The 24,887-nt window shown below is 66.6% G+C and carries 25 protein-coding genes; 14 read left to right on the top strand and 11 right to left on the bottom strand.

Annotation, left to right across the window (positions count from 1 at the left end):
• Nucleotides 1-132 precede the first annotated feature (132 nt).
• From ileS to murJ, 3 genes are all read right to left on the bottom strand, one after another.
• A complete protein-coding gene (gene ileS, locus CPBF1521_RS06435; RefSeq protein ID WP_115676371.1) occupies nucleotides 133-2,964 on the bottom strand; it encodes an isoleucine--tRNA ligase in 2,832 nt (943 codons plus the stop codon).
• 6 nt (nucleotides 2,965-2,970) lie between these two features.
• Nucleotides 2,971-4,059 carry a bifunctional riboflavin kinase/FAD synthetase gene (locus tag CPBF1521_RS06430; protein WP_115676370.1) on the bottom strand — a complete coding sequence of 363 codons (1,089 nt, stop codon included), beginning with the start codon at nucleotides 4,057-4,059 and terminating at the stop codon, nucleotides 2,971-2,973.
• 216 nt (nucleotides 4,060-4,275) lie between these two features.
• Nucleotides 4,276-5,868 (bottom strand): murein biosynthesis integral membrane protein MurJ, encoded by a 1,593-nt coding sequence (gene murJ, locus CPBF1521_RS06425; RefSeq protein ID WP_115676369.1) that lies wholly within the window; start codon nucleotides 5,866-5,868, stop codon nucleotides 4,276-4,278.
• A gap of 116 nt (nucleotides 5,869-5,984) precedes the next feature.
• Between murJ and rpsT the strand changes: the two genes are divergently transcribed.
• Nucleotides 5,985-6,254, top strand: coding sequence for a 30S ribosomal protein S20 (gene rpsT, locus CPBF1521_RS06420; RefSeq protein ID WP_002807888.1), 270 nt, complete (start codon nucleotides 5,985-5,987; stop codon nucleotides 6,252-6,254).
• A gap of 91 nt (nucleotides 6,255-6,345) precedes the next feature.
• On the opposite strand, the gene obgE is transcribed toward rpsT, so the two are convergent.
• The 3 genes from obgE to rplU all read right to left on the bottom strand — a co-directional run bounded on the left by obgE (nucleotide 6,346) and on the right by rplU (nucleotide 8,239).
• Nucleotides 6,346-7,395, bottom strand: coding sequence for a GTPase ObgE (obgE, locus tag CPBF1521_RS06415; RefSeq protein ID WP_104582439.1), 1,050 nt, complete (start codon nucleotides 7,393-7,395; stop codon nucleotides 6,346-6,348).
• Nucleotides 7,396-7,645: 250 nt separating this feature from the next.
• Nucleotides 7,646-7,906: a 50S ribosomal protein L27 gene (gene rpmA / locus CPBF1521_RS06410; protein ID WP_003484326.1), complete on the bottom strand. Its 261-nt coding sequence runs from the start codon at nucleotides 7,904-7,906 to the stop codon at nucleotides 7,646-7,648.
• Between the two features lie 12 nt (nucleotides 7,907-7,918).
• Nucleotides 7,919-8,239, bottom strand: coding sequence for a 50S ribosomal protein L21 (rplU, locus tag CPBF1521_RS06405; protein ID WP_016901712.1), 321 nt, complete (start codon nucleotides 8,237-8,239; stop codon nucleotides 7,919-7,921).
• Between the two features lie 291 nt (nucleotides 8,240-8,530).
• Between rplU and uvrA the strand changes: the two genes are divergently transcribed.
• Together uvrA and CPBF1521_RS06395 are read left to right on the top strand one after the other, a co-directional pair.
• On the top strand, nucleotides 8,531-11,497 hold the full coding sequence (gene uvrA / locus CPBF1521_RS06400) for an excinuclease ABC subunit UvrA (RefSeq protein ID WP_104650273.1): 2,967 nt from the start codon (nucleotides 8,531-8,533) through the stop codon (nucleotides 11,495-11,497).
• Nucleotides 11,497-11,904 carry an acyl-CoA thioesterase gene (locus CPBF1521_RS06395; protein WP_104650274.1) on the top strand — a complete coding sequence of 136 codons (408 nt, stop codon included), beginning with the start codon at nucleotides 11,497-11,499 and terminating at the stop codon, nucleotides 11,902-11,904. The genes uvrA and CPBF1521_RS06395 overlap by 1 nt, the downstream gene beginning before the upstream one ends.
• A 263-nt stretch (nucleotides 11,905-12,167) precedes the next feature.
• Here the strand turns inward: CPBF1521_RS06395 and CPBF1521_RS06390 are convergent, their stop codons facing one another.
• Nucleotides 12,168-12,596: a copper chaperone PCu(A)C gene (locus CPBF1521_RS06390; protein ID WP_115676556.1), complete on the bottom strand. Its 429-nt coding sequence runs from the start codon at nucleotides 12,594-12,596 to the stop codon at nucleotides 12,168-12,170.
• Nucleotides 12,597-12,661: 65 nt separating this feature from the next.
• Between CPBF1521_RS06390 and CPBF1521_RS06385 the strand changes: the two genes are divergently transcribed.
• From CPBF1521_RS06385 to CPBF1521_RS06370, 4 genes are all read left to right on the top strand, one after another.
• Nucleotides 12,662-13,432 carry an enoyl-CoA hydratase/isomerase family protein gene (locus CPBF1521_RS06385; RefSeq protein ID WP_115676368.1) on the top strand — a complete coding sequence of 257 codons (771 nt, stop codon included), beginning with the start codon at nucleotides 12,662-12,664 and terminating at the stop codon, nucleotides 13,430-13,432.
• 71 nt (nucleotides 13,433-13,503) lie between these two features.
• A complete protein-coding gene (gene tesB / locus CPBF1521_RS06380) occupies nucleotides 13,504-14,418 on the top strand; it encodes an acyl-CoA thioesterase II (RefSeq protein ID WP_104582435.1) in 915 nt (304 codons plus the stop codon).
• A gap of 148 nt (nucleotides 14,419-14,566) precedes the next feature.
• A complete protein-coding gene (locus tag CPBF1521_RS06375; protein WP_104582434.1) occupies nucleotides 14,567-15,079 on the top strand; it encodes a putative signal transducing protein in 513 nt (170 codons plus the stop codon).
• A gap of 120 nt (nucleotides 15,080-15,199) precedes the next feature.
• A complete protein-coding gene (locus CPBF1521_RS06370; protein WP_115676367.1) occupies nucleotides 15,200-16,393 on the top strand; it encodes an RNA polymerase sigma factor in 1,194 nt (397 codons plus the stop codon).
• 196 nt (nucleotides 16,394-16,589) lie between these two features.
• Here CPBF1521_RS06370 and CPBF1521_RS06365 read toward each other — a convergent pair whose 3' ends face one another.
• Nucleotides 16,590-17,327, bottom strand: a complete 738-nt coding sequence (locus CPBF1521_RS06365; protein WP_370659365.1) for an EF-hand domain-containing protein — start codon at nucleotides 17,325-17,327, stop codon at nucleotides 16,590-16,592.
• Here CPBF1521_RS06365 and CPBF1521_RS06360 point away from each other — a divergent pair.
• A complete protein-coding gene (locus tag CPBF1521_RS06360; protein ID WP_164740859.1) occupies nucleotides 17,218-18,132 on the top strand; it encodes an arginyltransferase in 915 nt (304 codons plus the stop codon). The two genes, CPBF1521_RS06365 and CPBF1521_RS06360, sit on opposite strands and share 110 nt — an antisense overlap.
• Before the next feature lie 52 nt (nucleotides 18,133-18,184).
• Nucleotides 18,185-19,414: an endonuclease/exonuclease/phosphatase family protein gene (locus CPBF1521_RS06355; RefSeq protein WP_235858403.1), complete on the top strand. Its 1,230-nt coding sequence runs from the start codon at nucleotides 18,185-18,187 to the stop codon at nucleotides 19,412-19,414.
• A 93-nt stretch (nucleotides 19,415-19,507) separates the two neighbouring features.
• On the opposite strand, the gene purT is transcribed toward CPBF1521_RS06355, so the two are convergent.
• Nucleotides 19,508-20,710, bottom strand: coding sequence for a formate-dependent phosphoribosylglycinamide formyltransferase (gene purT / locus CPBF1521_RS06350; protein WP_115676554.1), 1,203 nt, complete (start codon nucleotides 20,708-20,710; stop codon nucleotides 19,508-19,510).
• A gap of 128 nt (nucleotides 20,711-20,838) precedes the next feature.
• Here purT and CPBF1521_RS06345 point away from each other — a divergent pair, with 128 nt between their 5' ends.
• The 5 genes from CPBF1521_RS06345 (at nucleotide 20,839) to CPBF1521_RS06325 (ending at nucleotide 23,771) form a co-directional block, all read left to right on the top strand.
• Complete coding sequence (locus CPBF1521_RS06345; protein WP_104582429.1) at nucleotides 20,839-21,696, top strand: SPFH domain-containing protein; 858 nt, start codon at nucleotides 20,839-20,841, stop codon at nucleotides 21,694-21,696.
• A gap of 9 nt (nucleotides 21,697-21,705) precedes the next feature.
• Nucleotides 21,706-21,990 carry a hypothetical protein gene (locus tag CPBF1521_RS06340; RefSeq protein ID WP_115676364.1) on the top strand — a complete coding sequence of 95 codons (285 nt, stop codon included), beginning with the start codon at nucleotides 21,706-21,708 and terminating at the stop codon, nucleotides 21,988-21,990.
• Entirely contained in the window at nucleotides 21,987-22,166 is a 180-nt protein-coding gene (locus CPBF1521_RS06335) for a type II toxin-antitoxin system antitoxin (RefSeq protein WP_115676363.1), read from the top strand. Before CPBF1521_RS06340 ends, CPBF1521_RS06335 begins: the two co-directional genes overlap by 4 nt.
• Before the next feature lie 186 nt (nucleotides 22,167-22,352).
• Nucleotides 22,353-22,958 (top strand): PH domain-containing protein, encoded by a 606-nt coding sequence (locus CPBF1521_RS06330; protein ID WP_115676361.1) that lies wholly within the window; start codon nucleotides 22,353-22,355, stop codon nucleotides 22,956-22,958.
• Between the two features lie 15 nt (nucleotides 22,959-22,973).
• Complete coding sequence (locus tag CPBF1521_RS06325; protein ID WP_115676360.1) at nucleotides 22,974-23,771, top strand: M15 family metallopeptidase; 798 nt, start codon at nucleotides 22,974-22,976, stop codon at nucleotides 23,769-23,771.
• A gap of 35 nt (nucleotides 23,772-23,806) precedes the next feature.
• Here CPBF1521_RS06325 and CPBF1521_RS06320 read toward each other — a convergent pair whose 3' ends face one another.
• Together CPBF1521_RS06320 and CPBF1521_RS06315 are read right to left on the bottom strand one after the other, a co-directional pair.
• The gene (locus tag CPBF1521_RS06320) at nucleotides 23,807-24,481 is read right to left on the bottom strand and encodes a DNA-3-methyladenine glycosylase family protein (protein ID WP_115676359.1); all 675 of its coding nucleotides are present in this window, start codon (nucleotides 24,479-24,481) and stop codon (nucleotides 23,807-23,809) included.
• 2 nt (nucleotides 24,482-24,483) lie between these two features.
• Complete coding sequence (locus CPBF1521_RS06315) at nucleotides 24,484-24,855, bottom strand: DUF423 domain-containing protein (RefSeq protein WP_115676358.1); 372 nt, start codon at nucleotides 24,853-24,855, stop codon at nucleotides 24,484-24,486.
• Nucleotides 24,856-24,887: the final 32 nt, after the last annotated feature.

The following is a 24,887-nucleotide window of genomic DNA, read 5'->3' as shown; positions in this document are numbered from 1 at the left end:
GACTGCGGCGCCGGGGCCATCGACGGCAGCGGTGGCTGCCGATGAGGTCGCGCGCAGGCGCACGCCCGGCCCATCCGGGTCTCGATCACGCGTGGCAGGATCGGCCCGCCACACGCAATCATGCGCACCCCATCAGAACCAGCGACGATCCTCGCCGGGGCCTTCGATATTGCTGACGCAGCGGCTGCACAGTTCCGGGTGACGCGGATCGCTGCCCACGCTGGCCTGGTGGTGCCAGCAGCGCACGCACTTGGCCTTGCTGGTCGGCTGCGCGCTGACGAAGATGTCGTCGGTGCTGGCCGCGGTGACGGTGACATCGCCACTGATGAACAGGAAGCGCAGCTCCTCGGCCAACGGCTGCCAACGCGCGGCAGTCTGTGCATCGGCGGCCACGGTGATCTCCGCTTCCAGCGCCGCACCGATCGCGCCATTGGCACGCATCGGCTCCAGCACCTTGGCTACCTGCTCGCGCAAGGCCAGCAGCTTGTCGACATCCGCACCGGTCAGCGCAGCATCGGCCGGCAACGGCGCCAGGCCGTCATACCAAGTGGCGAACAGCACGTTATCGGTGTGCTTGCCCGGCAGGTAGCCCCACAGCTCTTCGGCGGTGAAGCTCAGCACCGGTGCGATCCAGCGCACGAACGCCTCGGCCACGTGATACATCGCGCTCTGCGCCGAACGGCGGCCGCGTGCATCCTCGGCCATCGTGTACAGACGGTCCTTGGTCACGTCCAGATACAGCGAGCCCAGATCCACGCTGCAGAAATTCAGCAGCGCCTGCACGATCTCGGCAAAGTCGTAGCGCGCATACGCGGAGACGATCTTCTCCTGCAGCTCGTGCGCGCGATGCACGATCCAGCGGTCCAGCAGCACCATGTCGTCCAGCGCCACCAGATGCTGCAACGGATCGAAGCCATGCAGGTTGCCGAGCAAAAAGCGCGCGGTATTGCGCAGGCGACGGTACGCGTCGGCATTGCGCTTGAGGATCTCCTGCGACAGCGACATCTCGTTGCTGTAATCGGCCGAGGCGATCCACAGGCGCAGGATGTCCGCACCCAGGGTCTTCATGATGTCCTGCGGCTCGATGCCGTTACCCAGCGACTTGGACATCTTGCGGCCGTGCTCGTCCACGGTGAAGCCGTGGGTCAGGCACTGCTTGTACGGCGCCGCCTTGTCCATCGCCACGCCGGTCAGCAGCGAGGACTGGAACCAGCCACGGTGCTGATCGGAGCCTTCCAGGTACAGGTCGGCCGGCTTGGGCAGGCCGCGGTCCACCAGCACCGCTTCATGGGTCACGCCGGAGTCGAACCACACATCCAGGATGTCGGTGATCTTGTCGTAATCGGCGGCCTCATCGCCCAGCAGTTCGGCCGCGTCCAGCGTGTACCACACGTCCACGCCGCCCAGCTCCACGCGGTCGGCGACCTGGCGCAGCAACTCGGTGCTGCGCGGATGCGGCTCGCCGGTTTCGCGATGCACGAACAAGGCGATCGGCACGCCCCAGGTGCGCTGGCGCGAAATCGTCCAGTCCGGACGCCCGTCGACCATGCCGGCGATGCGTGCCTGGCCCCAGGACGGATACCAATGCACGTTGTCGATGGCCGCCAGCGCATCGGCGCGCAGGTTGGCCTGCTCCATCGAGATGAACCACTGCGGCGTGGCGCGGAATGCGATCGGCGTCTTGTGGCGCCAGCAATGCGGATAGCTGTGCTCCATCTTGCTGGCCGCCAGCAGCACGCCGGTGTCGCGCAGCGCCTCGATGAGGATGTCGTTGGCCTTCCAGATGTGCAGCCCGGCCAGCACGGTCTCGCCCAGCGGCGGCGTCGACGGCAGGTACACGCCCCGCCCGTCCACCGGGTTGATCTGCGCAGCGCCATAGCGCTCGAGCAGGCCGTACTGCTTGGAAACCTGGTAGTCCTCCTGGCCATGTCCCGGTGCGGTGTGCACCGCGCCGGTACCGTCCTCGGCCGACACGTGGTCGCCCAGCAACAGCGGGATTTCGCGCTCGGCATAGAACGGGTGGTTCAGCAGCATCTGCTCCAGCGCCGCACCCTTGGCATGCCCGTGCACCACCACCGTGTCCACGCCGTAGCGCGCCAGCGCCTTGCCGGCCAGGGCTTCGGCCACTACCAGCCAGCGCGGCTGGCCGCGATCGGCGGGGCCTTCGACCAGCACGTAGTCCAGGTCCGCGCCCAGGCTCACCGCCAGCGACGCCGGCAGCGTCCACGGGGTGGTGGTCCAGATCGGCACCGCCACGCCCACGCCCGCCGGCAGGCTCGCGCCGAATGCAGCAGCCACGGCCGCCGGATCGCGCGCCGGATAGGCGATATCCACCGTCGGCGACACCTTGTCGGCGTATTCGATCTCGGCCTCGGCCAGCGCCGAGCCACAGTCGAAGCACCAATGCACCGGCTTGACACCGCGGGTCAGATGGCCGTTGTCGACCACCTTGGCCAGCGCACGGATCTCGTTGGCCTCGAAGCGGAAATCCAGCGTCTTGTACGGGTTGTCCCAGTCGCCGATCACGCCCAGGCGCTTGAAGTCGCGCCGCTGCAGGTCGATCTGCTCGGTGGCGTATTCACGGCACTTCTGGCGGAATTGCGCCGCATCCAGCTTCACGCCGACCTTGCCGTACTTTTTCTCGATCGCGATCTCGATCGGCAGGCCGTGGCAGTCCCAACCCGGGATGTAGGGCGCATCGAAGCCAGCCAGGTACTTCGACTTGACGATGATGTCCTTGAGGATCTTGTTGACCGCGTGGCCCAGATGGATCTGGCCATTGGCATACGGCGGGCCGTCGTGCAGCACGAACAGCGGGCGCCCGGCCGCATTGGCGCGCAGCTGCGCGTACAGCCCCTCGCGCTCCCAGCGCTCCAGCATCGCCGGCTCGCGCTTGGGCAGGTCGCCGCGCATCGGGAATTCCGTCGCGGGCAGATGGAGAGTGGCTTTGTAGTCTTGGGTCACAGGTCTCTACCGTTGCGCTGCGTTGTCTGAAGTGTCTGCACTTACATGTACAGACGTTTGCGAGGAACTCGCGTGTCCATTGTCCGCACACGGATGTGCGGGCTCCTGCGAGGGACTCGCATCATAGGCGGGCTGTTGCGAGGAATTCGCGTGTGTCGCAGAAACTGCATGCCTGTCCAGCACCGCACGCGCCTGCTCGGCATCGCGGTGCATCTGCACCGTCAGCGCGTCCAGGCCGTCGAACTTCTCTTCGTCGCGCAGCTTGGCGACGAATTCGACGGCGATATGCCGGCCATACAGATCGCCCTGGAAGTCGAACAGGTGCGCCTCCAGCAGCGGCTCCACGCCGGCCACCGTCGGCCGCGTGCCGAAGCTGGAGACCGACGGCCACGGCCGCTCGGCCACACCATGCACCCAGGTTGCGTAAATACCCGACAGCGCCGGCGTGCGCGGAAACCGCAAATTGGCGGTCGGATAGCCCAACGTGCGTCCAAGCTGCTTGCCGCGCACCACCCGCCCGCCAATGGCATACGGCCGGCCAAGCAATTGCCCGGCGTGCGCGAACTCGCCTGCACCCAGCAACTCGCGGATGCGCGTGGCCGAGATGCGCTCACCGTGCAGATGCACCGGCGCGATTTCGCCCGCCTCAAAACCGTAGTGCGCACCGAGCGCGCGCAGCAGGCCGATATCGCCACCACGCCGATGGCCGAAACGGAACTCCGGGCCGATCCAGACCTCCTTGGCGCATAGCCGGCCGACCAGGGCCAGCCGTACGAAATCCTCGGCGCTCATCGCCGACAGGCGGCCGTCGAAACGGATCATGCCCACGCTGTCGGCACCGAAGCCGTGCAGCCCTTCGATCTTGGCGCGGGCCAGGGTCAGCCGGGGTGGCGGCGCGGCCGGGGCGAAAAATTCGCGCGGCAGCGGCTCGAAGCTCACCGCCACCGCCGGCACGCCCAGCGCGCGCGCGCGCGCGACTGCGTGCTGCACCAATGCCCGATGCCCCAGGTGCAGGCCATCAAAGGCGCCGATGCAGACCACGCTTCCGTGCGGGAACAGCATCCCGCCCTCGACGTCTCTAAACAGCCTGCTCATTCCTCGATCCAAACAGATGCCGGCCTGCCGGCCGACCCTCGTTGATGCATAACCCGCAAGTATAGCCGTGCCTGTCAACCCGCATGGGCGCCGCCCGGCCGGTGCCGCGCCAGCTGCGTCCCGGAAGCGGGCAGGCGATTGCGCGCCCGCCTGGCCCGGCATCAACCCCCACCGTCTGACCGATGGCTCTGCACCCGAGGCCGACTTGGCAGGCGACTAGCCTTCGCGCAGATGCCGCGGCCGCAAACCGAGCGCCACCTGCGCCACCAGATAAGTCGCCCCGCCGCTACCGACCAGCACTGTCAGCCATCCGATGCGATCCCACTTGTCCATCACGGTGAACGATGGCAGCCACCACAGCAGGCTCAACAGCACCGCCACCATCGCCGCGCACGCCAGCAGCAGGCGCAGCGCATAGCCGGTCCAACCCGGCCGGCGCTGGTAGACGCCGGACTTGCCCAGCCAGTACCACAACAAGCCCAGGTTGAGGTAACTCGACAGCGCGCTGGCAATGCCCAGCGCCAGATGCAGACCCGGCTGCTTGCCCAGCGCCTGCATCACGCCCTGCGCCTTGAGCTCGGGCGGCACCATGACCTGGTAGACCACCGCCAGCAAGGCGAAGTTGAACACCATGTTGGCGATCAACGCCGCCACGCCGGCCCGCACCGGGGTACGGGTGTCCTGGCGGGCGTAGAAGGCCGGCAGCAGCACCTTGAGCATGGCGTAAGCCGGCAGGCCGAAGCTCAGGCCATAGACCGACATCGCGGTCATCCGCGTGTCGAAGGCAGTGAACTGACGGTACTGGAACAAGGTCGCCACCAGCGGCTCGGCCAGCAGCAGCAAGCCGAGCATTGCCGGCACTGCGATCAACAGCGTGGTGCGGAACCCCCAGTCCAGCGCACCGGAGAACGCGCTGCGGTCGGTCTTGACGTGATGGCGCGCCAGCGCCGGCAGGATCACCGTGCCCAGTGCCACCCCGAACACGCCCAGCGGCAACTCCAGGAAGCGGTCGGCCAGCGACAGCCACGACTGCGAGCCATCGGCCAGGCGCGCGGCGATGACCGTGTCCAGCATCAGGTTGATCTGCGCAATCGACGAACCGAACAGGGTCGGGATCATCAAGGTCAGCACCCTGCGCACGTCCGGATGCGTCCAGCCCCAGCGCGGCAGCGTCAGCAGATCGATGCCCCTCAAGGCCGGCAGCTGAAACAGCAACTGCAGCGCACCGGCCACCAGCACCGCCCAGCCCAACGCCAGGATCGGCACCTCCAGCCGCGGCGCCAGCCACAGGGCACCGGCGATCATGCACAGGTTGAGGATCACCGGCGTCAGTGCCGGAATCGCAAACCGCTGAAAGCTGTTGAGCGCCCCGCCCGCCAGCGCGGTCAACGACACGAACAGCAGAAACGGAAACGTCAGCCGCAGCAGATCCACCAGCAGGCCGTACTTGTCCGGATCGGTGTCCGCGCCATCGGAAAACACCGACGCCAGCTGCGGGGTGAAGATCAGCCCCAGTGCGGTGATCACAAGCAACATGCCACCCAGCGTGCCGGACACCCGCGACATCAGCTCGCGCAGGTCCGCATGCGGGCGGGTTTCCTTGACTTCGGTGAACACCGGCACGAAGGCGGTGGCGAACGAGCCCTCGGCGAACAGGCGACGCAGGAAATTGGGGATCCGGAATGCCACCCAGAACGCGTCGGTCACCGCATTGGCGCCAAAGGTGGTGGAGATCGCCTGGTCGCGGATCAGGCCCAATACCCGCGACACCATGGTCATACTGCTGAATGAGAGCAGGCCTCTCAACATGCCGGGCTTGCTCACGCAGCCTCCCTCTTGACAACTGACTTGACGTACATAACTAAGCCCATCATACTTTCCCGCTTGCTTTTTCCACTACACCGATTTTTCAGGAACCCACCACCGTGGCCAATATCAAGTCCGCCAAGAAGCGCGCCAAGCAGACCGTTGTGCGCAATGAGCGCAACACGGGCCAGCGTTCGATGCTGCGCACCGCCGTCAAGAAGGTGATCAAGGCCCTTGACGCCAACGATGCTGCAGGCGCCGAAGCTGCTTTCGCCGTCGCTCAGCCCATCCTCGACCGTTTCAGCGCCCGTGGCCTGATTCACAAGAACAAGGCTGCGCGTCACAAGAGCCGTCTGACCGCTCGCATCAAGGCCATCAAGGCCGCGTAAGCGCGCCGTGTCGGCATCACCGCAGGCCTGGCTTGCGGTGGCATAGAAAAACCCGGCCTTGGCCGGGTTTTTTGTGTACCTGCGCATGCGCTCAGCCGGCATTGCGTGCCTCGAGCTCGTCCTCGCGCTGACGGTCGAAGAACGCCATGACGTCCTTCATGATCGGGAAGGTGCCATCGCGACCCAGCGCCGAGACCAGATACCACGGCGCGGTCCAGCCCAGTTCGGCCACAATCGTCTCGGCCGCAGCGCGCGCCTCGTCCTCGAACATCAGGTCGGCCTTGTTGAGCACCAGCCAGCGCGGCTTCTTCAGCAATTCGGGATCGTGACGCTCCAGTTCGCGCTCGATGGTGCGCACCTGGTCCACCGGCGACGCCTCCACACCACCATCCATCGGCGAGATGTCCACCAGATGCAGCAGCAGGCGGGTGCGCTGCAGATGGCGCAGGAACTGCGTGCCCAGCCCGGCACCGTCGGCCGCGCCCTCGATCAGGCCCGGCACGTCGGCGATGACGAAGCTGCGATACGCCTCGACACTGACCACGCCCAGATTCGGATACAGGGTGGTGAACGGATAGTCGGCCACCTTCGGGGTCGCCGAGGACACCGCGCGGATCAGCGTGCTCTTGCCCGCGTTGGGAAAGCCCAGCAGGCCGACGTCGGCCAGCAGCTTCAGCTCCAGCTTGAGCAAGCGCTCCTCGCCCTCTTCACCGGTGGTGGACTGGCGCGGCGCACGGTTGACCGAGCTTTTGAAATGCATGTTGCCCAGGCCGCCCTTGCCGCCCTTGGCCACCAGCAGGCGATCGCCATGCTGGGTCAGGTCGCCGATGACTTCGTCGGTCTGCACGTTCATCACCACGGTGCCGACCGGCACCACGATGATGCGGTCTTCGCCACCCTTGCCGTAGGCCTGGCGGCCCATGCCGTTCTCGCCGCGCTGTGCCTTGAAGGTGCGCTCATGCCGGAAGTCGACCAGCGTATTGACGTTCTCGTCGGCCACGATCCACACGCTGCCGCCGTTGCCGCCATCACCGCCGTCGGGCCCGCCGAGCGGGATGAACTTCTCGCGGCGAAAGCCGACACAGCCATTGCCGCCATTGCCGGCACTGACCAGGATTTCTGCTTCGTCGACTAACTTCATGAGCTTGCAACCGGGAATTGGGAATGGGGAATAGGGAATCGGCCAAAGAAACCAGCCTACCCCCTGCCGGCGAGCGCACTCACCAGCAAGACAGCAAAGAGCGAGAAGAAACCTGGAGCCGGCTTTTCCGATTCCCGATTCCCTATTCCCCACTCCCGGCCGTCAAACGAAAAACCCCGCAAAAGCGGGGCTTTCCGTCTCGTCCACCGGGCAGCGATGCCTGGCGGACTGGCCTGCATGGAGCGGGCGATTACGCCTCGGCAACCACACTGACGGTACGACGCTTCTTCGGGCCCTTGGTGGAGAACTCCACCTTGCCGTCGACCAGCGCGAACAGCGTGTGGTCACGGCCGAGGCCGACGCCAGCGCCCGGATGGAACTGGGTGCCGCGCTGACGCACGATGATGTTGCCGGCATCGATGGCCTGGCCACCGAAGATCTTCACACCCAGGTACTTCGGGTTGGAATCGCGACCGTTGCGCGAGGAACCTACGCCTTTTTTATGTGCCATGACTGGTTCTCCTTACTTCTTATCGCCACCGGCAATGCCGGTGATCTCGATTTCGGTGTAGTACTGACGGTGTCCCTGACGCTTCATGTGGTGCTTGCGGCGACGGAACTTGATGATGCGCACCTTGTCGGCGCGGCCATGGGCCACGACCTTGGCGGTGACCGAGGCGCCCTTCAGCGCATCGCCCAGCTTGATGCCATCGCTATCGCCCAGCATCAGGACGGTGTCGAACTTGATCTCGTTGCCAGCTTCGACTTCGAGCTTTTCCACGCGGAGCGTTTCGCCCTGCGCGACGCGGTATTGCTTACCGCCGGTTACCAGAACTGCGTACATGACCAGGTTTTCCTCTGTAGTTATTATGGTCGCACTGACGTGCCCTAGGGCAGACAGGAGCGGGATTGTACGGGCTGACGGGGTTTGAGGTCAACCTGCCGGGCGCCGGACCGCAGCCATGCCCGATCCACCCGTGCAACGCATCATCCGGCCGCCACAGCGGCCCGGTCAGACTGGCATTTGGGGCAATTGCCCTCACCTAGGTCGGCGAGTAGGCTGATCGACTGCCACTCATTCCTGCTGAGCACGCTCGCACCACTGCCGGTTCGCCGGCCCGACATCGGATCCCCCATGGCGATGGATTTCATCCGCATCCGCGGCGCGCGGACGCACAACCTCAAGAACATCGACCTCGACCTGCCTCGCGACAAACTGATCGTGATCACCGGCCTGTCCGGCTCGGGCAAGTCGTCGCTGGCGTTCGACACCATCTATGCGGAGGGTCAGCGCCGCTACGTCGAGTCGCTGTCGGCGTATGCGCGCCAGTTCCTCAGCGTGATGGAAAAGCCGGACCTGGACCACATCGAAGGCCTGTCCCCGGCGATCTCGATCGAACAGAAATCGACCTCGCACAACCCCCGTTCCACGGTCGGCACCATCACCGAGATCTACGACTACCTGCGCCTGCTGTACGCGCGTGTCGGCCAGCCGCGTTGCCCCGATCATGGTTTCCCGCTGGAGGCGCAGACCGTCAGCCAGATGGTCGACCACATGCTCACGCAGGACCAGGAGCAGCGTTACATGCTGCTGGCGCCGGTGATCCGCGAGCGCAAGGGCGAACATGCGCAGGTCTTCGAGCAATTGCGCGCGCAAGGGTTCGTGCGCGTGCGCGTGGATGGCGAGTTGTACGAGATCGACGCGGTGCCGCCATTGGCGCTGCGCCAGAAGCACACCATCGAGGCGGTGATCGACCGCTTCCGGCCGCGCGAGGACATCAAGCAACGGCTGGCGGAAAGCTTCGAGACCGCGCTCAAGCTCGGCGAAGGCATGGTCGCGGTGCAGTCGCTGGACGACCCGGCCGCCGCGCCGCACCTGTTCTCCTCCAAGTACAGCTGCCCGGTCTGCGATTACTCGCTGCCGGAGCTGGAGCCGCGGCTGTTTTCGTTCAATGCACCGGTGGGCGCCTGCCCGAGCTGCGACGGCCTGGGCGTGGCCGAGTTCTTCGACCCGGATCGCGTCGTGGTGCATCCGGAGCTGTCGCTGTCGGCCGGCGCGGTGCGTGGCTGGGATCGGCGCAACGCCTATTACTTCCAGCTGATCGCCTCGCTGGCCAAGCACTACAAGTTCGACGTGGATGCGGTGTGGAATTCGCTGCCGGCCAAGGTGCGCCAGGCGGTGCTGTTCGGCAGCGGCGATGAGGTGATCAGCTTCACCTACTTCACCGATGCGGGCGGTCGCACCACGCGCAAGCACCGGTTCGAAGGCATCCTGCCGAACCTGGAACGCCGTTACCGCGAAACCGAATCGCCGGCCGTGCGCGAGGAGCTGAGCAAGTACGTCAGCCAGCAGCCCTGCCCGGCCTGCAACGGCACGCGACTGAATCGTGCCGCGCGCAACGTGTTCGTCGCCGACCGCCCGCTGCCCGAACTGGTGGTGCTGCCGGTCAACGAGGCACTGAGCTTTTTCCGTGGCTTGTCGCTGCCTGGCTGGCGCGGCGAAATCGCCAGCAAGATCGTCAAGGAAATCGGCGAGCGGCTGGGCTTCCTGGTCGATGTCGGCCTGGATTACCTGACGCTGGAGCGCAAGGCCGACACCCTGTCCGGCGGCGAGGCGCAGCGCATTCGCCTGGCCAGCCAGATCGGTGCCGGCCTGGTCGGGGTGATGTACGTGCTGGACGAGCCGTCGATCGGCCTGCATCAGCGCGACAACGAACGCCTGCTCGGCACGCTGACGCGGCTGCGCGACCTGGGCAACACCGTCATCGTCGTCGAGCATGACGAAGATGCGATCCGCCTGGCCGACTACGTGCTGGATATCGGCCCCGGCGCCGGCGTGCACGGCGGCGAAATCTGCGCGCAGGGCACGCTGCAGGACATCCTTGATGCGCCCGGCTCGCTGACCGGCCAGTACCTGTCCGGCAAGCGCCGCATCGAGATCCCCAAGCAGCGCCACAAGCCCAACCCGAAGATGATGCTGCATCTGCGTGGGGCCACCGGCAACAACCTGAAGAATGTCGATCTGGACATTCCGGCCGGCCTGCTGACCTGCATCACCGGCGTGTCCGGCTCGGGCAAGTCCACGCTGATCAACGACACCCTGTTTTCGCTGGCCGCCAACGAGATCAACGGTGCCTCGCATCCGGTGGCCGCGCATCGCGAGGTCGAGAACCTGGATCTGTTCGACAAGGTCGTGGATATCGACCAGTCGCCGATCGGGCGCACCCCGCGCTCCAATCCGGCCACCTATACCGGCATGTTCACGCCGTTGCGCGAGTTGTTCGCGCAGGTGCCGGAAGCGCGCGCGCGCGGGTATTCGCCGGGCCGTTTCAGCTTCAACGTGCGCGGCGGACGCTGCGAGGCCTGCCAGGGCGATGGCCTGATCAAGGTGGAGATGCACTTCCTGCCCGACGTCTACGTGCCCTGCGATGTCTGCCACGGCAAGCGCTACAACCGCGAGACGCTGGAGATCCGCTACAAGGGTTTCAACATCAGCGACGTGCTGCAGATGACCGTCGAGGACGCGCTGCGGCTGTTCGAGCCGGTGCCGTCGATCGCGCGCAAGCTGGAAACGCTGGTGGATGTGGGCCTGAGCTACATCAAGCTGGGCCAGAGCGCGACCACGCTGTCCGGCGGTGAGGCGCAACGCGTCAAGTTGTCCAAGGAGCTGTCGCGTCGCGATACCGGACGCACCCTGTACATCCTCGACGAGCCGACCACCGGCCTGCACTTCCACGACATCGAAGCGCTGCTCGGCGTGCTGCACAAGCTGCGCGACGAGGGCAACACGGTGGTGGTGATCGAACACAACCTGGACGTGATCAAGACCGCCGACTGGATCGTGGACCTGGGCCCGGAAGGCGGCCATCGTGGCGGCAGCATCCTGGTCTCCGGCACGCCGGAAGATGTGGCTGCGCACAAGGCGTCCTACACCGGACAGTTCCTGGCCAAGATGTTGCCGTCGGTGAAGGCGCGCGAGACCCGGCCGGCGGCGATGGCCAACAAGCCCGACGCGCGTCCGCCACGCAAGGTCAAACCGGAGAAGGTGGCGAAAGTCGCCAAGTCCGCCACCAAGAAAACCGCGAAGAAGAAGGCAAGCTGATGAGCGAAGAGCACAAGGTGTTGGCACGCATCCCGATCAGCGTGCGCTGGCGCGACATGGACAGCATGGGCCATGTCAACAACGCCAAGTACATTTCGTATCTGGAAGAAGCGCGCGTGCGCTGGATGCTGGGCGTGCAAGGCGTGGCGATGACCGACCGTATCGCGCCGGTGGTCGCCGCCACCAACGTCAACTACAAGCGCCCGCTGGTATGGCCGAACGACATCCTGGTGGAACTGTTCGTCGAACGCCTGGGCAGCAGCAGCATCACCATCGGCCACCGCATCCTCGACCAGAAGGACGAGGGCGTGCTGTATTCGGACGGCAACGTGGTGGTGGTGTGGATCGATACGCAGACCGGCAAGAGCGCATCGCTGCCGGACGCGGTACGCGCTGCCAGCAGCTGAGATTTGCCAGTTGTGCGCTGGATCTCCAGCGCCATAAGACGACGGCGGCTCTCCCGGGAGCCGCCGTTTTTGTTTGCAGCGATCCTGTCATGCCGCTGCGCGATATCACCGACAGGCCGCGTGATCGGGAACGGACCGACACAATGAAGTGACAGCCTGCTCGCCATCACGCATCGCGTTTAATCGGCTACATCGCGCAGTGGGCTCTGCAAGGACTGCAGCCTGCGAGGCTACAGCCTCGCTCAGCCACGCCCTGCGCGCGGTTACGCCCCCGGCGCGCGCTTGCGCGCCTGCAGCGTGGTCTTGATCTGGCGGCCATCCTGCAGGGTGAAGGTCACCGGCACCTGCGCGCCGTCCTGCAGCGGCGCACGCGCTTCCATCAGCATCAGATGCAGACCGCCCGGCGCAAGCGGCACCGACCTGCCGGCCGGCAACGCCAGCTCCGGCACCGCGCGCATGCGGCTGACACCGTTGGTCTGCGTGGTCTCGTGGATGGACACATCGGCAAACGCACTGCTCCTGGCCGCGGTGACCTTCGACGGCTGCGCACAGCCGTTGTGGAACTGCCCGAATCCCGCTGCCATGCCCATGCCACCAGGCGGCGGAATGCGGATCCAGCCGTCCTTGAACTCGGGCAGGCACTGCGCGCCAGCGCCTGCACTTGCCAGTACCACCAACGCACCCAGCAGCAGGCGTCCCTGCATGCGCCGCCTGCTTCGACTGCCGTCTATCATGACCCAACCTCCAGGAGCCCCGAATGAGCATCCAGATCTTAGACCATGGCCGTCTTCGCGAAATCCGTCTGGCGCGCCCGCCGGTCAATGCACTGGACAGCGCGTTGTGCCAGGCGCTGAGCGTTGCGGTGCAGCAGGCCGGCGAGGAGACCGACGGCATCGTGCTGTCGGGCAGCGAGCGGATCTTTTCCGGTGGCATGGACGTGCCGCACCTGCTGGCGCACGGCACCGACCGTGCCGCGTTGCTGGCCAGCTGGACGGCCTTCTTCGAGGCCGCACAGGCGCTGGCCAACAGCCGCGTGCCGGTGGTGGCGGCCATCGGCGGGCATGCGCCGGCCGGCGGCTGCGTGCTGGCGCTGTGCTGCGACTACCGGGTGATGGCGCGCAGCGCCGATACCGCCAGGCCCTATGCGATCGGCTTGAATGAGGTGCAGGTGGGCCTGGCCGCACCGGAAGGCATCCAGCGCCTGTTGCGCCGCGTGGTCGGTGCGTACCGCGCCGAGCGCCTGCTGATCTCCGGCCAGTTGCTGCCTGCCGAACAGGCGGTCACGATCGGCCTGGTCGACGAACTGGTCGATGGCGACCTGGTCACCGCCCGCGCGGTGGCCTGGCTGCAGGAGCTGCAGCAGCTGCCACGCCAGCCGATGCTGACCACGCGCGCGATTGCGCGCGCCGATCTGCGCGCGGCGCTGGCACCGGAGCTGATCCAGCTGGAGCGCTTTGTCGACGGCTGGTACGCGCCCGATGCACAGGCTGCCTTGCACGGCCTGGTCGCGCGGCTGCAGAAGGCCTGAAGCCACTACCGGCACGGCGCGCACGGGTGGCCCGCTATAATCGCGGTCCGTCGCACGCCCAGGCCAGCCCCTTGTCCGCCACTGCTGAACCCGTCGTCTCCGAACTGATCAGCCTGCTGTCGCTGGAGCGCCTGGAAGACAACCTGTTCCGCGGCCAGAGCCGCGATATCGGTACCAAGTACGTGTTCGGCGGGCAGGTGCTGGGCCAGGCGCTGGCGGCCGCGCAGGCCACCGTGGACAACGGCCGCCAGGCGCACTCCCTGCATGCTTATTTCCTGCGCGCCGGCAACATCGACCACCCGATCGTCTACGACGTCGACCGTACCCGCGATGGCGGCAGTTTTTCGGTGCGCCGGGTCACCGCGATCCAGCACGGCAAGGTGATCTTCTTCTGCGCGGCCTCGTTCCAGCAGCGCGAGGACGGCGCCGAGCATCAGTCGGTGATGCCGGTGGTGCCGCCGCCCGAAGACATCGAACCCACTCCGCCATTGGCAGCGGAGGTGCTGGAGAAGCTGCCTGCCAAGGTGCAGCGCTGGCTGTCGCGTGGCGGCCCGTTCGAGTTTCGCCATGTCTTCCCGCGCGACGAACTCAGGCCGCCCAAGCGCCCGCCGTTCCAGCAGATGTGGCTGCGCCTGAGCGACCCGGTCGGCGACGACGTGGGCCTGCACCAGGCCTTGCTGGCATATGCCTCGGATTTTCAGCTGCTGGGCACCTCCACGTTTCCGCACGGCATCAGCTACTACACGCCGAACGTGCAGATGGCCTCGCTCGATCACGCGCTGTGGTTCCACCGCCCGTTCCGCACCGACGACTGGCTGCTGTATTCGCTCGACAGCCCGACCGCGCAGGGTTCGCGTGGCCTGGCGCGCGGGCAGTTCTTCACCCGCGATGGCGTGCTGGTCGCCAGCACCACGCAGGAAGGCCTGATCCGCGTGGTGCCCGACGGCAGTACGATCGCCGTACCGGCAAACGACGTGCCATGTTGATGTCTCCACTGCGTTGGCCGTGCATCGGCATGCCGGTTGCCGCGTCCACCTTGCGGCGCGGATCGATGCCCCTGGCTTTCCTCTTCTTCAGCTCGGACACGCGCCCTCGCCATGCGCCCTGTTCGGCAATCGCCGGCACCCCTTAAGCATGCGCAAGATCTTCAGCAGTCAACGTATCGAAACCGCCGAAGGCGTGGCCGATCTCCTGCGCAACGCCGGCATCGACGTGCGCATGAGCAACGGCCGCTCCTACGAGAGCAAACGCAGCGGCCAGTTCAGCTACCTCGAACAGGGCAACGCGCAGGCCTACCCCACGGTGTGGATCGTGCACGCCGACGACCAGCCGCGCGCACGCGACCTGCTGCGCGACGCACGCCTGCTCGACACCACCCGCCGCGATCTGCCGAATGTGGAATACACCTTCCGCGACGGCGAAAACGGCTCCAGCACCAACGCGCGCAGCTGGGCCTGGCGCATCCGGCTGGTACTGCTGCTGGTGATCGGCGCGGTCGCCATGTTCGTGGTGCTGCGCCATCGCAATGCGCCCGATGCAGTCGGGCCGGCGGCACAGCCGGCAGCGCGGCAGGCGCCTGCCGGCACCACGGCGCCGCCAGCCGCAGAGGACCAAGAAGTGCGCGTGCGGATCCAGCCGGCGCGCTGAGCGCGATCAGCCAGGGTGCAACGCGGCCACCCGTCGCTGCGGTCGGCGCGCCACCACCATCCCCCGGTCACATCCGGCGCTCGCATGCGTCATGCTGGGACCAGGACATGGATCACGCCGATGCACACCGACACGCTGGAGCTGATGCTGCAACACGAATTGCCGGTCGCTGCCGCCGGCTGCCAGCAGGCGTATGGCCGCATCGTGCGCGCCTGCCAGAACACGGTGACCGCCATCGCGCTGGCGATCACCCGCGATATCGCCGCCAGCGAAGACATCGCACAGGAAGCCTTCCTGCGCGCCTGGCAGCGACTTGCACAATTGCATCAGCCGGCCAGCTTCCTGCCCTGGCTGCGGCAGATCACCCGCAACCTGGCGCGCGACTGGCTGCGCGCCAACCGGCATCGTGCACTCAGCGGCAAGGCGGCCGAGCTTGCGATCGCCATGGCCGCCGACCCGGCCCCCTCGCCCGCCGACCATCTGCTGCAGGTGGAAGAAGAAATCGCCGCGCTCGACATCATTTCGGCATTGCCCGAGGAAAGCCGCGAGACGCTGCTGCTGTACTACCGCGAAGGCCAGAGTTCACGGCAGGTCGCCGCACTGCTCGGCCTCAGCGACGCGGCCGTGCGCAAGCGCCTGTCGCGGGCGCGGGCCAGCGTGCGCGGCGAGCTGTTGCGCCGGTTCGGCGAGTTCGCGCGTGGCAGCGCACCCAGCGTGGCCTTTGCCACTGCGGTGACCTCGGCAACCCTGCTGGCCGCGCCCGGGACGGCGAGCGCGGCCATCGTGCTGACGGGCATGGGTGGCGCGGGCAAGTTAGGCGTGAGCGGGCTGACCGGCTCGGCATTGGGCGGGGGCGGCGCCGCGGGTGCGCTGAGCCTCTGGCTCGGCATGCCAACGCTGTTCGCCGCTGGCGTCGTGCTGGTTGCTGGAGTCGGCACGTACTGGTCGTGCTGGTATCTGCTGCGCTTTGCGCAGACCGCCGCCGAGGCCGCCGCGATCCGTCGTTTCCTGCACGCCACCACGCTGACATCGGTGCTGGTGGTGGGCAGCACGCTGCTGTTGAAACATCTGGATGCGGGCGCGTGGGCGTCGCTGCTGATGCTCTGCGCAGGCATGGCGGTGCTCAACTATCAATCCATCCGGGTGCTGCCCCGCGTCATGCGCCCCATGCTGGAACGCGATGCGCAACGACGCGGCAGCACGCAGGCACCGCTGCTGTATCGCTGCATGTTCAGCCCGGGTGCGACGCTGGTGAGCACCGCGGCAGTCATGCTGCCCATCCTGCGGCACTACATGACGCTGGGGATGCCCTGATCCCGGCGTGACGTCACCGCCGCAGGCACCAATGGCGAACATGTCCGATCAACAAAAAACGGCCCCCTGCTTGCGCAGGAGGCCGTCGGTCGATCGGCGCCTTGTTGCGTAGTGCGGTTTACATGCTGCAGCGGATGCGGGGACTGCCCCCGGTCGCAGCACTGCGACCGGATAACGCTGCCGCGACGGGAGGAACTCAGTTGCCCGCAGCAGGCTTGGCCGGCATCGGACGCTTGCCGTGCTCGCCATGCTCGCCCGGACCGCGCGGGCCATGCTCGCCACGCTGCTTGGATGCGGCATCGAACTCGGCCTTGCTCAGCTTGCCGTCCTTGTCGGTGTCGGCCTTGGCAAACCACGCGTCGCGATGCTGCTGCATGCGCAGTTCACGGTCGGCGCGATCGACAAAGCCGTCCTTGTTGACGTCCATCTCATCGAAACGCGCAGCGAACTTGGGCTCGGCCTTGGCTTCTTCGCGGCTGATGCGGCCGTCCTTGTTGGTATCGAGCTTGCTCATCCATTCGCCGCGCCCAGCACGTCCCGGGCCGCGGTGATGCGGGCGCTCGTCGCGCGACAGCTTGCCGTCCTTGTTGGTGTCCAGGGTGTCGAACTGTGCGGCCAGCTTGGGATCGGCAGCGGCCTCGCTGCGATCGATCACGCCATCGCCGTTCTTGTCGAGTTTGGCAGGACGCGGCGCATCGCCGGCGGCAGGCGGAGCGGCGAACACCGCGCCGGTGGACAGGGCAGCCAGCACGGCCAGTGCGAGAAACGGTTTGCGAGACGTCATGAGAAACTCCTGGGATGTGGGAACCACACGCGGCACCTGCATGGGCCGCATCGCGTGGGTGGCGCATCCGGATCCACCGTGCGCTGCCACCAACACCCATATCAACGAGCCATCGGCGCGCGCGTTGACGCGGCGACCAGGCGTATTCATCCGGCGGACAGTCGCCGCTGTTGCGACGCGCAGGCGCTATCCTGACGCCATGGCCATCCACGCCGACACCCATGACGACCTGCGCCTGTTCCAGACGGGCGAGCATGCCTGTGGCTACTGGCCCGACCGCCGCGCACGCGACCTGGTGCTGGATCCGCACGATCCGCGGCTGGGCGCGATCTATCCGCAGGCCCTGGCATGGGGATTCCGTCGCTCCGGCGATCTGGTCTACCGGCCGCATTGCGAACATTGCCGCGCCTGCGTGCCGGTGCGCATCGCGGTGGATGCGTTCCGCCCCGATCGCAGCCAGCGCCGCTGCCTGGCGCGCAACACGGACCTGGTGGTGCGCGTGGTCGCCGCCGAACGCACCGACGAACAACTCGCGTTGTACCGGCAGTACCTCCAGCACCGCCATCCCGGCGGCGGCATGGACGAACATGGCGCCACCGAATTCGACCAGTTCCTGATCGGCGGCTGGTCGCATGGACGCTTCCTGGAAATTCGCGAACCCGCAGTAGCGCACGCGCCGGGGCGACTGCTCGCCGTTGCGGTCACCGATGTCACCGAGCATGCGTTGTCGGCGGTGTATACGTTCTACGCACCGGATGCCACTGCGCGCAGCCTGGGCACATTCGCGATCCTGCAGCAGATCCAGTGGGCGCAACGCGAGCGCCGCGCGCATGTGTATCTGGGCTACTGGATCGACGGCCATGCCAAGATGAACTACAAGCGCCGCTTCAGCGCGCTGGAGGCCTACGACGGCCGCCAATGGCGCGGGCTTCCTGCCACTGCACCGGAAGGTTGAACCACGCCGGGACGACATCGGCCTGTCGTCTTGCACATGCGAGAATGTCGCGATGATCAAACCTCTTTTCCTGCTTGCGCTGACTGCGCTCTGCGCCGCCTGCGCACATCAGGCGACCTCTCCGGATACAGGCGCCAAGGCAACTGCCGCCTCCGCGCCGGCCCGGCTGCGCATCGCCACCTACAACACCTCGCTGTATTCCGACCAGGCCGGCGGCCTGGTGCGCGAGCTGCAAGGCGACAGCGCACATGCGCGCAAGATCGCCGCAGTGCTGCAGCGGGTGCGCCCGGATCTGGTGCTGCTCAACGAGTTCGATTTCGACCCCGAGCACCGCGCCGCCGACCTGTTCCAGCAGCGCTATCTGCAGGTTGCCCAGCCGGGCGGCGGCGAGGCGCTGCGCTATCCGTACCGCTATCTGGCCCCGGTCAACACCGGCGTGCCGAGCGGCCTGGATCTGGACAACAACGGCAGCATCGGTGGCGACGGCCGCACCCGCGGCAACGATGCCTGGGGCTACGGACTGCACCCCGGCCAGTACGGCATGCTGGTGCTGTCGCGCTACCCGATCGATGCGCAGGCGGTGCGCAGTTTCCAGTTGTTGAAATGGAGCGCACTGCCGGGCGCGCTGCGGCCGACCGACCCATCCAGCAAACGATCGTTCTATCGCGACGCGATCTGGGCACAACTGCGACTGTCGTCCAAGTCGCATTGGGACGTGCCGGTGCGCACACCGCTCGGTGTGGTGCATGCGCTGGTCTCGCACCCCACCCCGCCGGTGTTCGATGGCGCCGAAAAGCGCAACGTCGCACGCAACCATGACGAACTACGGCTATGGCGCGAGTACCTGGACAATCCCAAGGACGCCGGCTGGTTGTGCGACGACCAGGGCCGCTGCGGCGGGCTGCCCGCCGATGCGCGCTTCGTCATTCTCGGCGACCTCAATAACGACCCGGTCGATGGTGCCGGCCGGCACGATGCGATCCGCGCGTTGGTCACGCACCCGCGGGTGCTGCAGTACCCCGCGCCGCACAGTGCGGGCGGCCCGGAAAAAACCGCCGAGTACGCCGCGCAAGGCATCGCGCACAAGGGCGATGCGCACCAGGTCACCGGCGACTTCGGGCCGCAGGCGGGCACAATGCGCCTGGACTATGTGCTGCCTTCGCGCCAGTTCAACTTGATCGGCAGCGGCATCTTCTGGCCCGCCAGCACCGCGCCCGAAGCGGCCATTGCCGACGGCAGCGATCATCATGCGGTGTGGGTGGATGTGGCTGGGGAGCCGTGATTGGGGATTTGGGATTCGAAGCGTCGGGCTGTTGCTTGTGGCGTGGGGCGAATGCAGCTTGTCGCCGCAATCGCGCCATGCCGATCACCGCACTCAGGCGTCCAGTTGAACCTGTAATGCCTCGGCGGCCGTACGCGCCTTCGCGCGCGCGGCGTCGATGCTGTCCGCGCGTGCCAGGGTGACGCCGACGCGGCGGTGGCCGTCCACGCGCGGTTTGCCGAACAGACGCAACGCGGCGTCCGGGTCGCGCAGGGCCTGCGCGACATTGTCGAACACCGGGACGCCATGGCCATGGGCAAGCAGCGCGCACGAGGCCGACGGGCCGCTCTGACGGATCACGCCACCGTCCTGCGCACCGACCGGCAGGCCGAGAATCGCACGGGCATGCAGTGCGAACTCGCTCAGGTCCTGCGACACCAGCGTGACCAGGCCGGTGTCGTGCGGGCGCGGCGAGACTTCGCTGAACCAGACCTCGTCGCCCTTGACGAACAACTCCACGCCGAACAGGCCCAGGCCGCCCAGGTCGTCGGTGATGGCTTGCGCGATCTGCTGCGAGCGTTGCAGGGCGGCCGCTGACATCGGCTGCGGCTGCCAGCTTTCGCGGTAGTCGCCATCCTTCTGCCAATGCCCGATCGGGTCGCAGAACGACGTGCCGCCAGCATGCCGCACGGTCAGCAGGGTGATCTCGTAATCGAAGTCGATGAAGCCCTCGACGATGCAACGGCCGGCACCGGCGCGTCCGCCGGTCTGCGCGTACTCCCAGGCCGCATCGATGTCCGCTTCGCTGCGCACGGTGCTCTGGCCCTTGCCCGAGGACGACATCACCGGCTTGACCACGCACGGCAGGCCGACCGCGGCGATCGCCTCGCGGTACTCGGCGGCCGTGTCGACAAAGCGATACGGCGAGGTCGGCAGGCCCAGCGTCTCGGCTGCCAGGCGACGGATGCCTTCGCGGTCCATGGTCAGCCGTGCGGCGCGCGCGGTCGGGATGACCCGCTGGCCCTGCTCGCGTTCCAGCGCGACCAGCGTTTCGGTATGGATCGCCTCGATCTCCGGCACGATCAGGTGCGGTTGCTCCTGGGCGATCAGTGCGCGCAGCGCCTGCGGATCGAGCATGTCCAGCACATGCGAACGGTGTGCGACCTGCATCGCCGGGGCGTTGGCGTAGCGATCGGCGGCAATCACTTCCACCCCGAAGCGCTGCAATTCGATCGCCACCTCCTTGCCCAGCTCACCCGAGCCCAGCAGCAACACGCGGGTGGCGGAAGGCGACAACGGCGTGCCGAGGGTAGTCATGAGCGCGGTCCAGATCGGATGGGGGGCCGCCATTCTAACGGGCCGCCATCACGACCGACGACCGAAGGCCTTGCATCGACTGATATCACTTTGATATCTTTTTTTCACTTCCCAAGGACACCGCCCTCATGAAAGAGAAACCGATCAGCTCACTGCCGGGCATCCCCGTCGTTCTCGTCGCCGCTGCGGCATTCGCCGCCGCTGTCTGGATGCTGCTCACCGGCGACGCCAAGCCTGCAGCACTGATCACCACCGGTGTGGTCGGGGCGGCTGGCATCTTCTTCCTAGCCGGCCTGTACACCCTGGAACCGAACCAGGCGGCGGTGTTGAGCCTGTTCGGCAAGTACGTCGGCACGGTCAAGGATGCGGGCCTGCGCTGGAACAGCCCCTTCTACGCCAAGCGCCGGGTCAGCCAGCGCGTACGCAACTTCGAAAGCGGCCGACTCAAGGTCAACGAACTGGACGGCAGCCCGATCGAGATCGCCGCGGTGATCGTGTGGCAGGTGCTGGATGCCTCCGAGGCGGTCTACAACGTCGACGACTACGAGAGCTTCGTGCATATCCAGTCCGAAGCGGCGTTGCGCGCGATGGCCACCAGCTACCCCTACGACCAGCACGAAGACGATCAGATCTCGCTGCGCAGCCATCCGGCCGAGATCAGCGAGCAGCTCAAGCGCCATCTGGACGAACGCCTCACCCAGGCCGGCGTGGACGTGATCGAGGCGCGCATCAGCCACCTCGCCTACGCGCCAGAAATCGCCCAGGCCATGTTGCAGCGTCAGCAGGCCAATGCGGTGATCGCCGCACGCACGCGCATCGTCGCCGGTGCGGTGGGCATGGTGGAAATGGCCTTGTCCGAGCTGCAGAAAAACGGCGTGGTGCAGCTGGACGAAGAGCGCAAGGCGCACATGGTCAGCAACCTGCTCACCGTGCTGTGTTCTGATCGCGGGACCCAACCGGTGGTCAACGCCGGCTCGCTGTATTGAGGTGATGCAATGAATGTCATGGTGCCGTTGGTCGTCGCGCTGTCCGGCTTGCCTGCACTGGCAATCGCCGCCTCCATCGGTGCGGACGACGACGAGCGTGCGCGCGGCCTGGGGCTGCGCTGGGCCTTGATCAGCCTGGTCATCCTGGTCGGTGCCGCCTGCCTGTACTGGGCCGGCGACAACCGCGCCGGCATCTACGCGGTGGTGATCGGCATGCTGGTCGGCGTGAACGTGTTGATCGTCTCGATGGTCATGCACCTGCGCCGCCACAGCGGCCGCGGGGAGCGCGAATGAGCGAGAAGAAGGCCTATCCGCTGCGCATCAACGCCGATGTACTGGCCGCCGCGCAGCGCTGGGCCGACGACGAACTGCGCAGCCTCAACGCGCAGATCGAATACCTGCTGCGCGATGCGCTGCGCAAGGCCGGGCGCCTGCCAAAACCGCGCGATGACAAGGAACCGCCGACATGAACATGCAGCTGGATTCTCTGCTTCTCGCGCCGACACACACACTCGCCGATAACATCAGGCGCGATGACAGCCGGGACGCATCGATTGCGCGAGGTCGGTCTGGTGGGAAACTGACCAAGCTCACCAGGCACCGAACCCCGAGCACGACGTCGCTAATGTCGCTGGCGTTGAAGAAGACGCTCTGAGATGGCGAAGCGATCCGGCTCATCCCAAAGCACTGCCACAGCGCCCAAAGCGCGTGCCGGGCAACACCCGCAGCCGCGCCGACGCGACTATGCTGCGGCTCCGGCGACGCGCTGGAGCCTGGCAATCTGGCTGTGGCTACCGCTGTCGGTCGCTGCCGGCCTCATCGCTACCGCGCATGCAAGCAGTCATGACGGACCCGGTACGCTGATGGGGCATTTGGGCATCCTGCTGACAGTGGCGGTGGCGTGCACGGTTGCGCACGCGCGACGCAGCGTCCAGCTGGACGACAACCGCCTGCTCGTCCGCTCGACCTTCTTTACCAAGCGTGTGCCACTACACGCGCTCCGCCTGGACAGCGCACGCATTGTCGACCTGGCCGAACACACGGCGTTCAAACCGGGCCTGCAGTTGCTCGGCTTTGGTTATCCGGGATTCAAATCGGGGCATTACCGCAGTAAATCCGCAGCCAGAGGCTTTTATCTGCTGACCCAGTCCAGGCGGGTGCTGATTCTGCCGTTGCGCGACAACGGCCTGGTGGTCCTCAGTCTCGAGCAGCCAAACCAGCTGCTCGAGGATTTGCGCCAGCTGGCCGTACGCCACGCTTAGCCCTACCCTGTTGCGATGCACCCGCCCCAGACCCTGCTGCTCAATACCACTGCCATCGAACTGTGGCCGGCAAACCTGCTGCGCGCGCGCAGCAACGCGGATGCGCGCCTGCTGGCACAGGCCGATTGGGTGCTGCGGCGCAAGCGTGACGGACGCTATCTGGCCGCGCATCTGCCGCAGGGCATGATGCCGTTGATCCCGCGGCTGGCACGCGAGCCGGGTCTGGACGACGCGCTGGACCGCCTGCAAGCCACCGCTGCGCGCGCACGACAGGCACGGGGCGCAGTGCTGGCCATCGACGGCTTACAGAGCCGCCTGACCCAACTCGGGCTGGACGCAGACGACTATGTGCAGCGAACCGGCCTGCAGCTGACCGCCGAGCCGGCGACCTTGCACTTTGCCGGGCACGATCGCTTCGATCGGCCGCTATGGCTCAGCGCCGGCGCCGCGCGTGCGTGGCGCTTCATGCGCGCCGCCGCATTGCACGCGGACATCGTGCTGGATGCCATCTCCGGCTACCGCAGCCACGATTATCAACTGGGCATCTTCGAGCGCAAGTTCGGGCGCGGGCTCACACTTGAACAGATCCTGGCAGTCAATGCCGCCCCCGGTTTCAGCGAACACCACAGTGGCGACGCACTGGATATCGGCACCCCGGGCGAACCGCCGGCAGAAGAATCGTTTGAGGCCACGGCTGCGTTTGCCTGGCTGAGCAGCCACGCACCGCGTTTTGGCTATCGCTTGAGCTACCCACGCAACAACCTGCACGGCATCGTCTACGAGCCGTGGCATTGGCGCTGGCATGCAGGCTGATGCGTGCGAAGGTCGCGCCCAGGTCCCGTGCGCGATCACTCCTGCGAGCGCGGTGTCGGCACCTTGGCGGCCACGCTGAAGTCGGCGATCTTCCACAGATAGAACGCGGCATAGCTGCGGTACGGGCCCCAGCGTTCGCCGCGGATGGCCAGTTCCTTTGGCGTCGGCATCTGCTCCTGCCTGTCCACGCGCTGGGCGCCCTTGCGCACGCCAAGGTCGTCGACGGGCAGCAGGTCCGGGCGACCCAGCCGGAACATCAGCATCATTTCCACCGTCCAGCGGCCGATGCCACGCACCGGCACCAGGGCCTGGACAATCGCTTCCTCGTCCATGAAGGCGAGCTTGCGCAGGGAAGGAATCTCGCCATCGCGCTCACGGCGCGCCAGATCGCGCAAGGCCAGCGACTTGTTGCCGGAGACACCGCACGCACGCAGTGCCGCATCGTCGATGCGACCAAGCGTGTCTGCATGCAGGCGCGACGCACCGATGGCCACTTCCACCCGTGCCACGATCGTCGACGCGGCCTTGCCGCTGAGCTGCTGAAACAGGATTGCGCGCGCCAACGCATCCACCGGGTCGAACGGCTTGCGCCAACCCGGCTGCGCGGCAATCGGGCCGATGCGCTTCATCCATGCACCCAGCGCGCGATCGCGCCGGGTCAGGTGCGCGAATGCGGCCTCCACATCGAATCCGCGGGCGTGGCGCGGCATGCTCAGCGCCTCAACGCGCCGATCGCCAGCACCACCCAGCCCAGCATCAGGCTGACCCCGCCAATCGGCGCCAGGCTGGTCGGCCAGTGCAACACCGCGCCACCGGCCAGGCTGCCGGCAAACAGCAGCGTGCCGAGCAACAGCAGATACAGGCCGATCCGGCCAAGCGCACGCGTCTCGGTGGCGCCGAGCACCGCCAGCACGGCACCGTGGCCGAAGGCATACAGCGCTGCCAGTTGCAGCCGCGATTGCACCAGCGCATCGGTCACGCCATGCGAGGCATAGGCCGACAGGCCCACCGCGATGGCGGCCAGCAAGGCGCCGCAACACGCCAGCAGTGAAGGATGTTTCTTGCGACGTTCGAGCAGGGACATGAAGGCGGTTCCATTGCAGCGCCGTGGCGCAA

Origin of the sequence: Xanthomonas euroxanthea (genome assembly GCF_900476395.1) — a bacterium.
GTDB classification, from domain to species: domain Bacteria; phylum Pseudomonadota; class Gammaproteobacteria; order Xanthomonadales; family Xanthomonadaceae; genus Xanthomonas; species Xanthomonas euroxanthea.
This window is presented reverse-complemented; position numbering and strand designations above follow the sequence as displayed.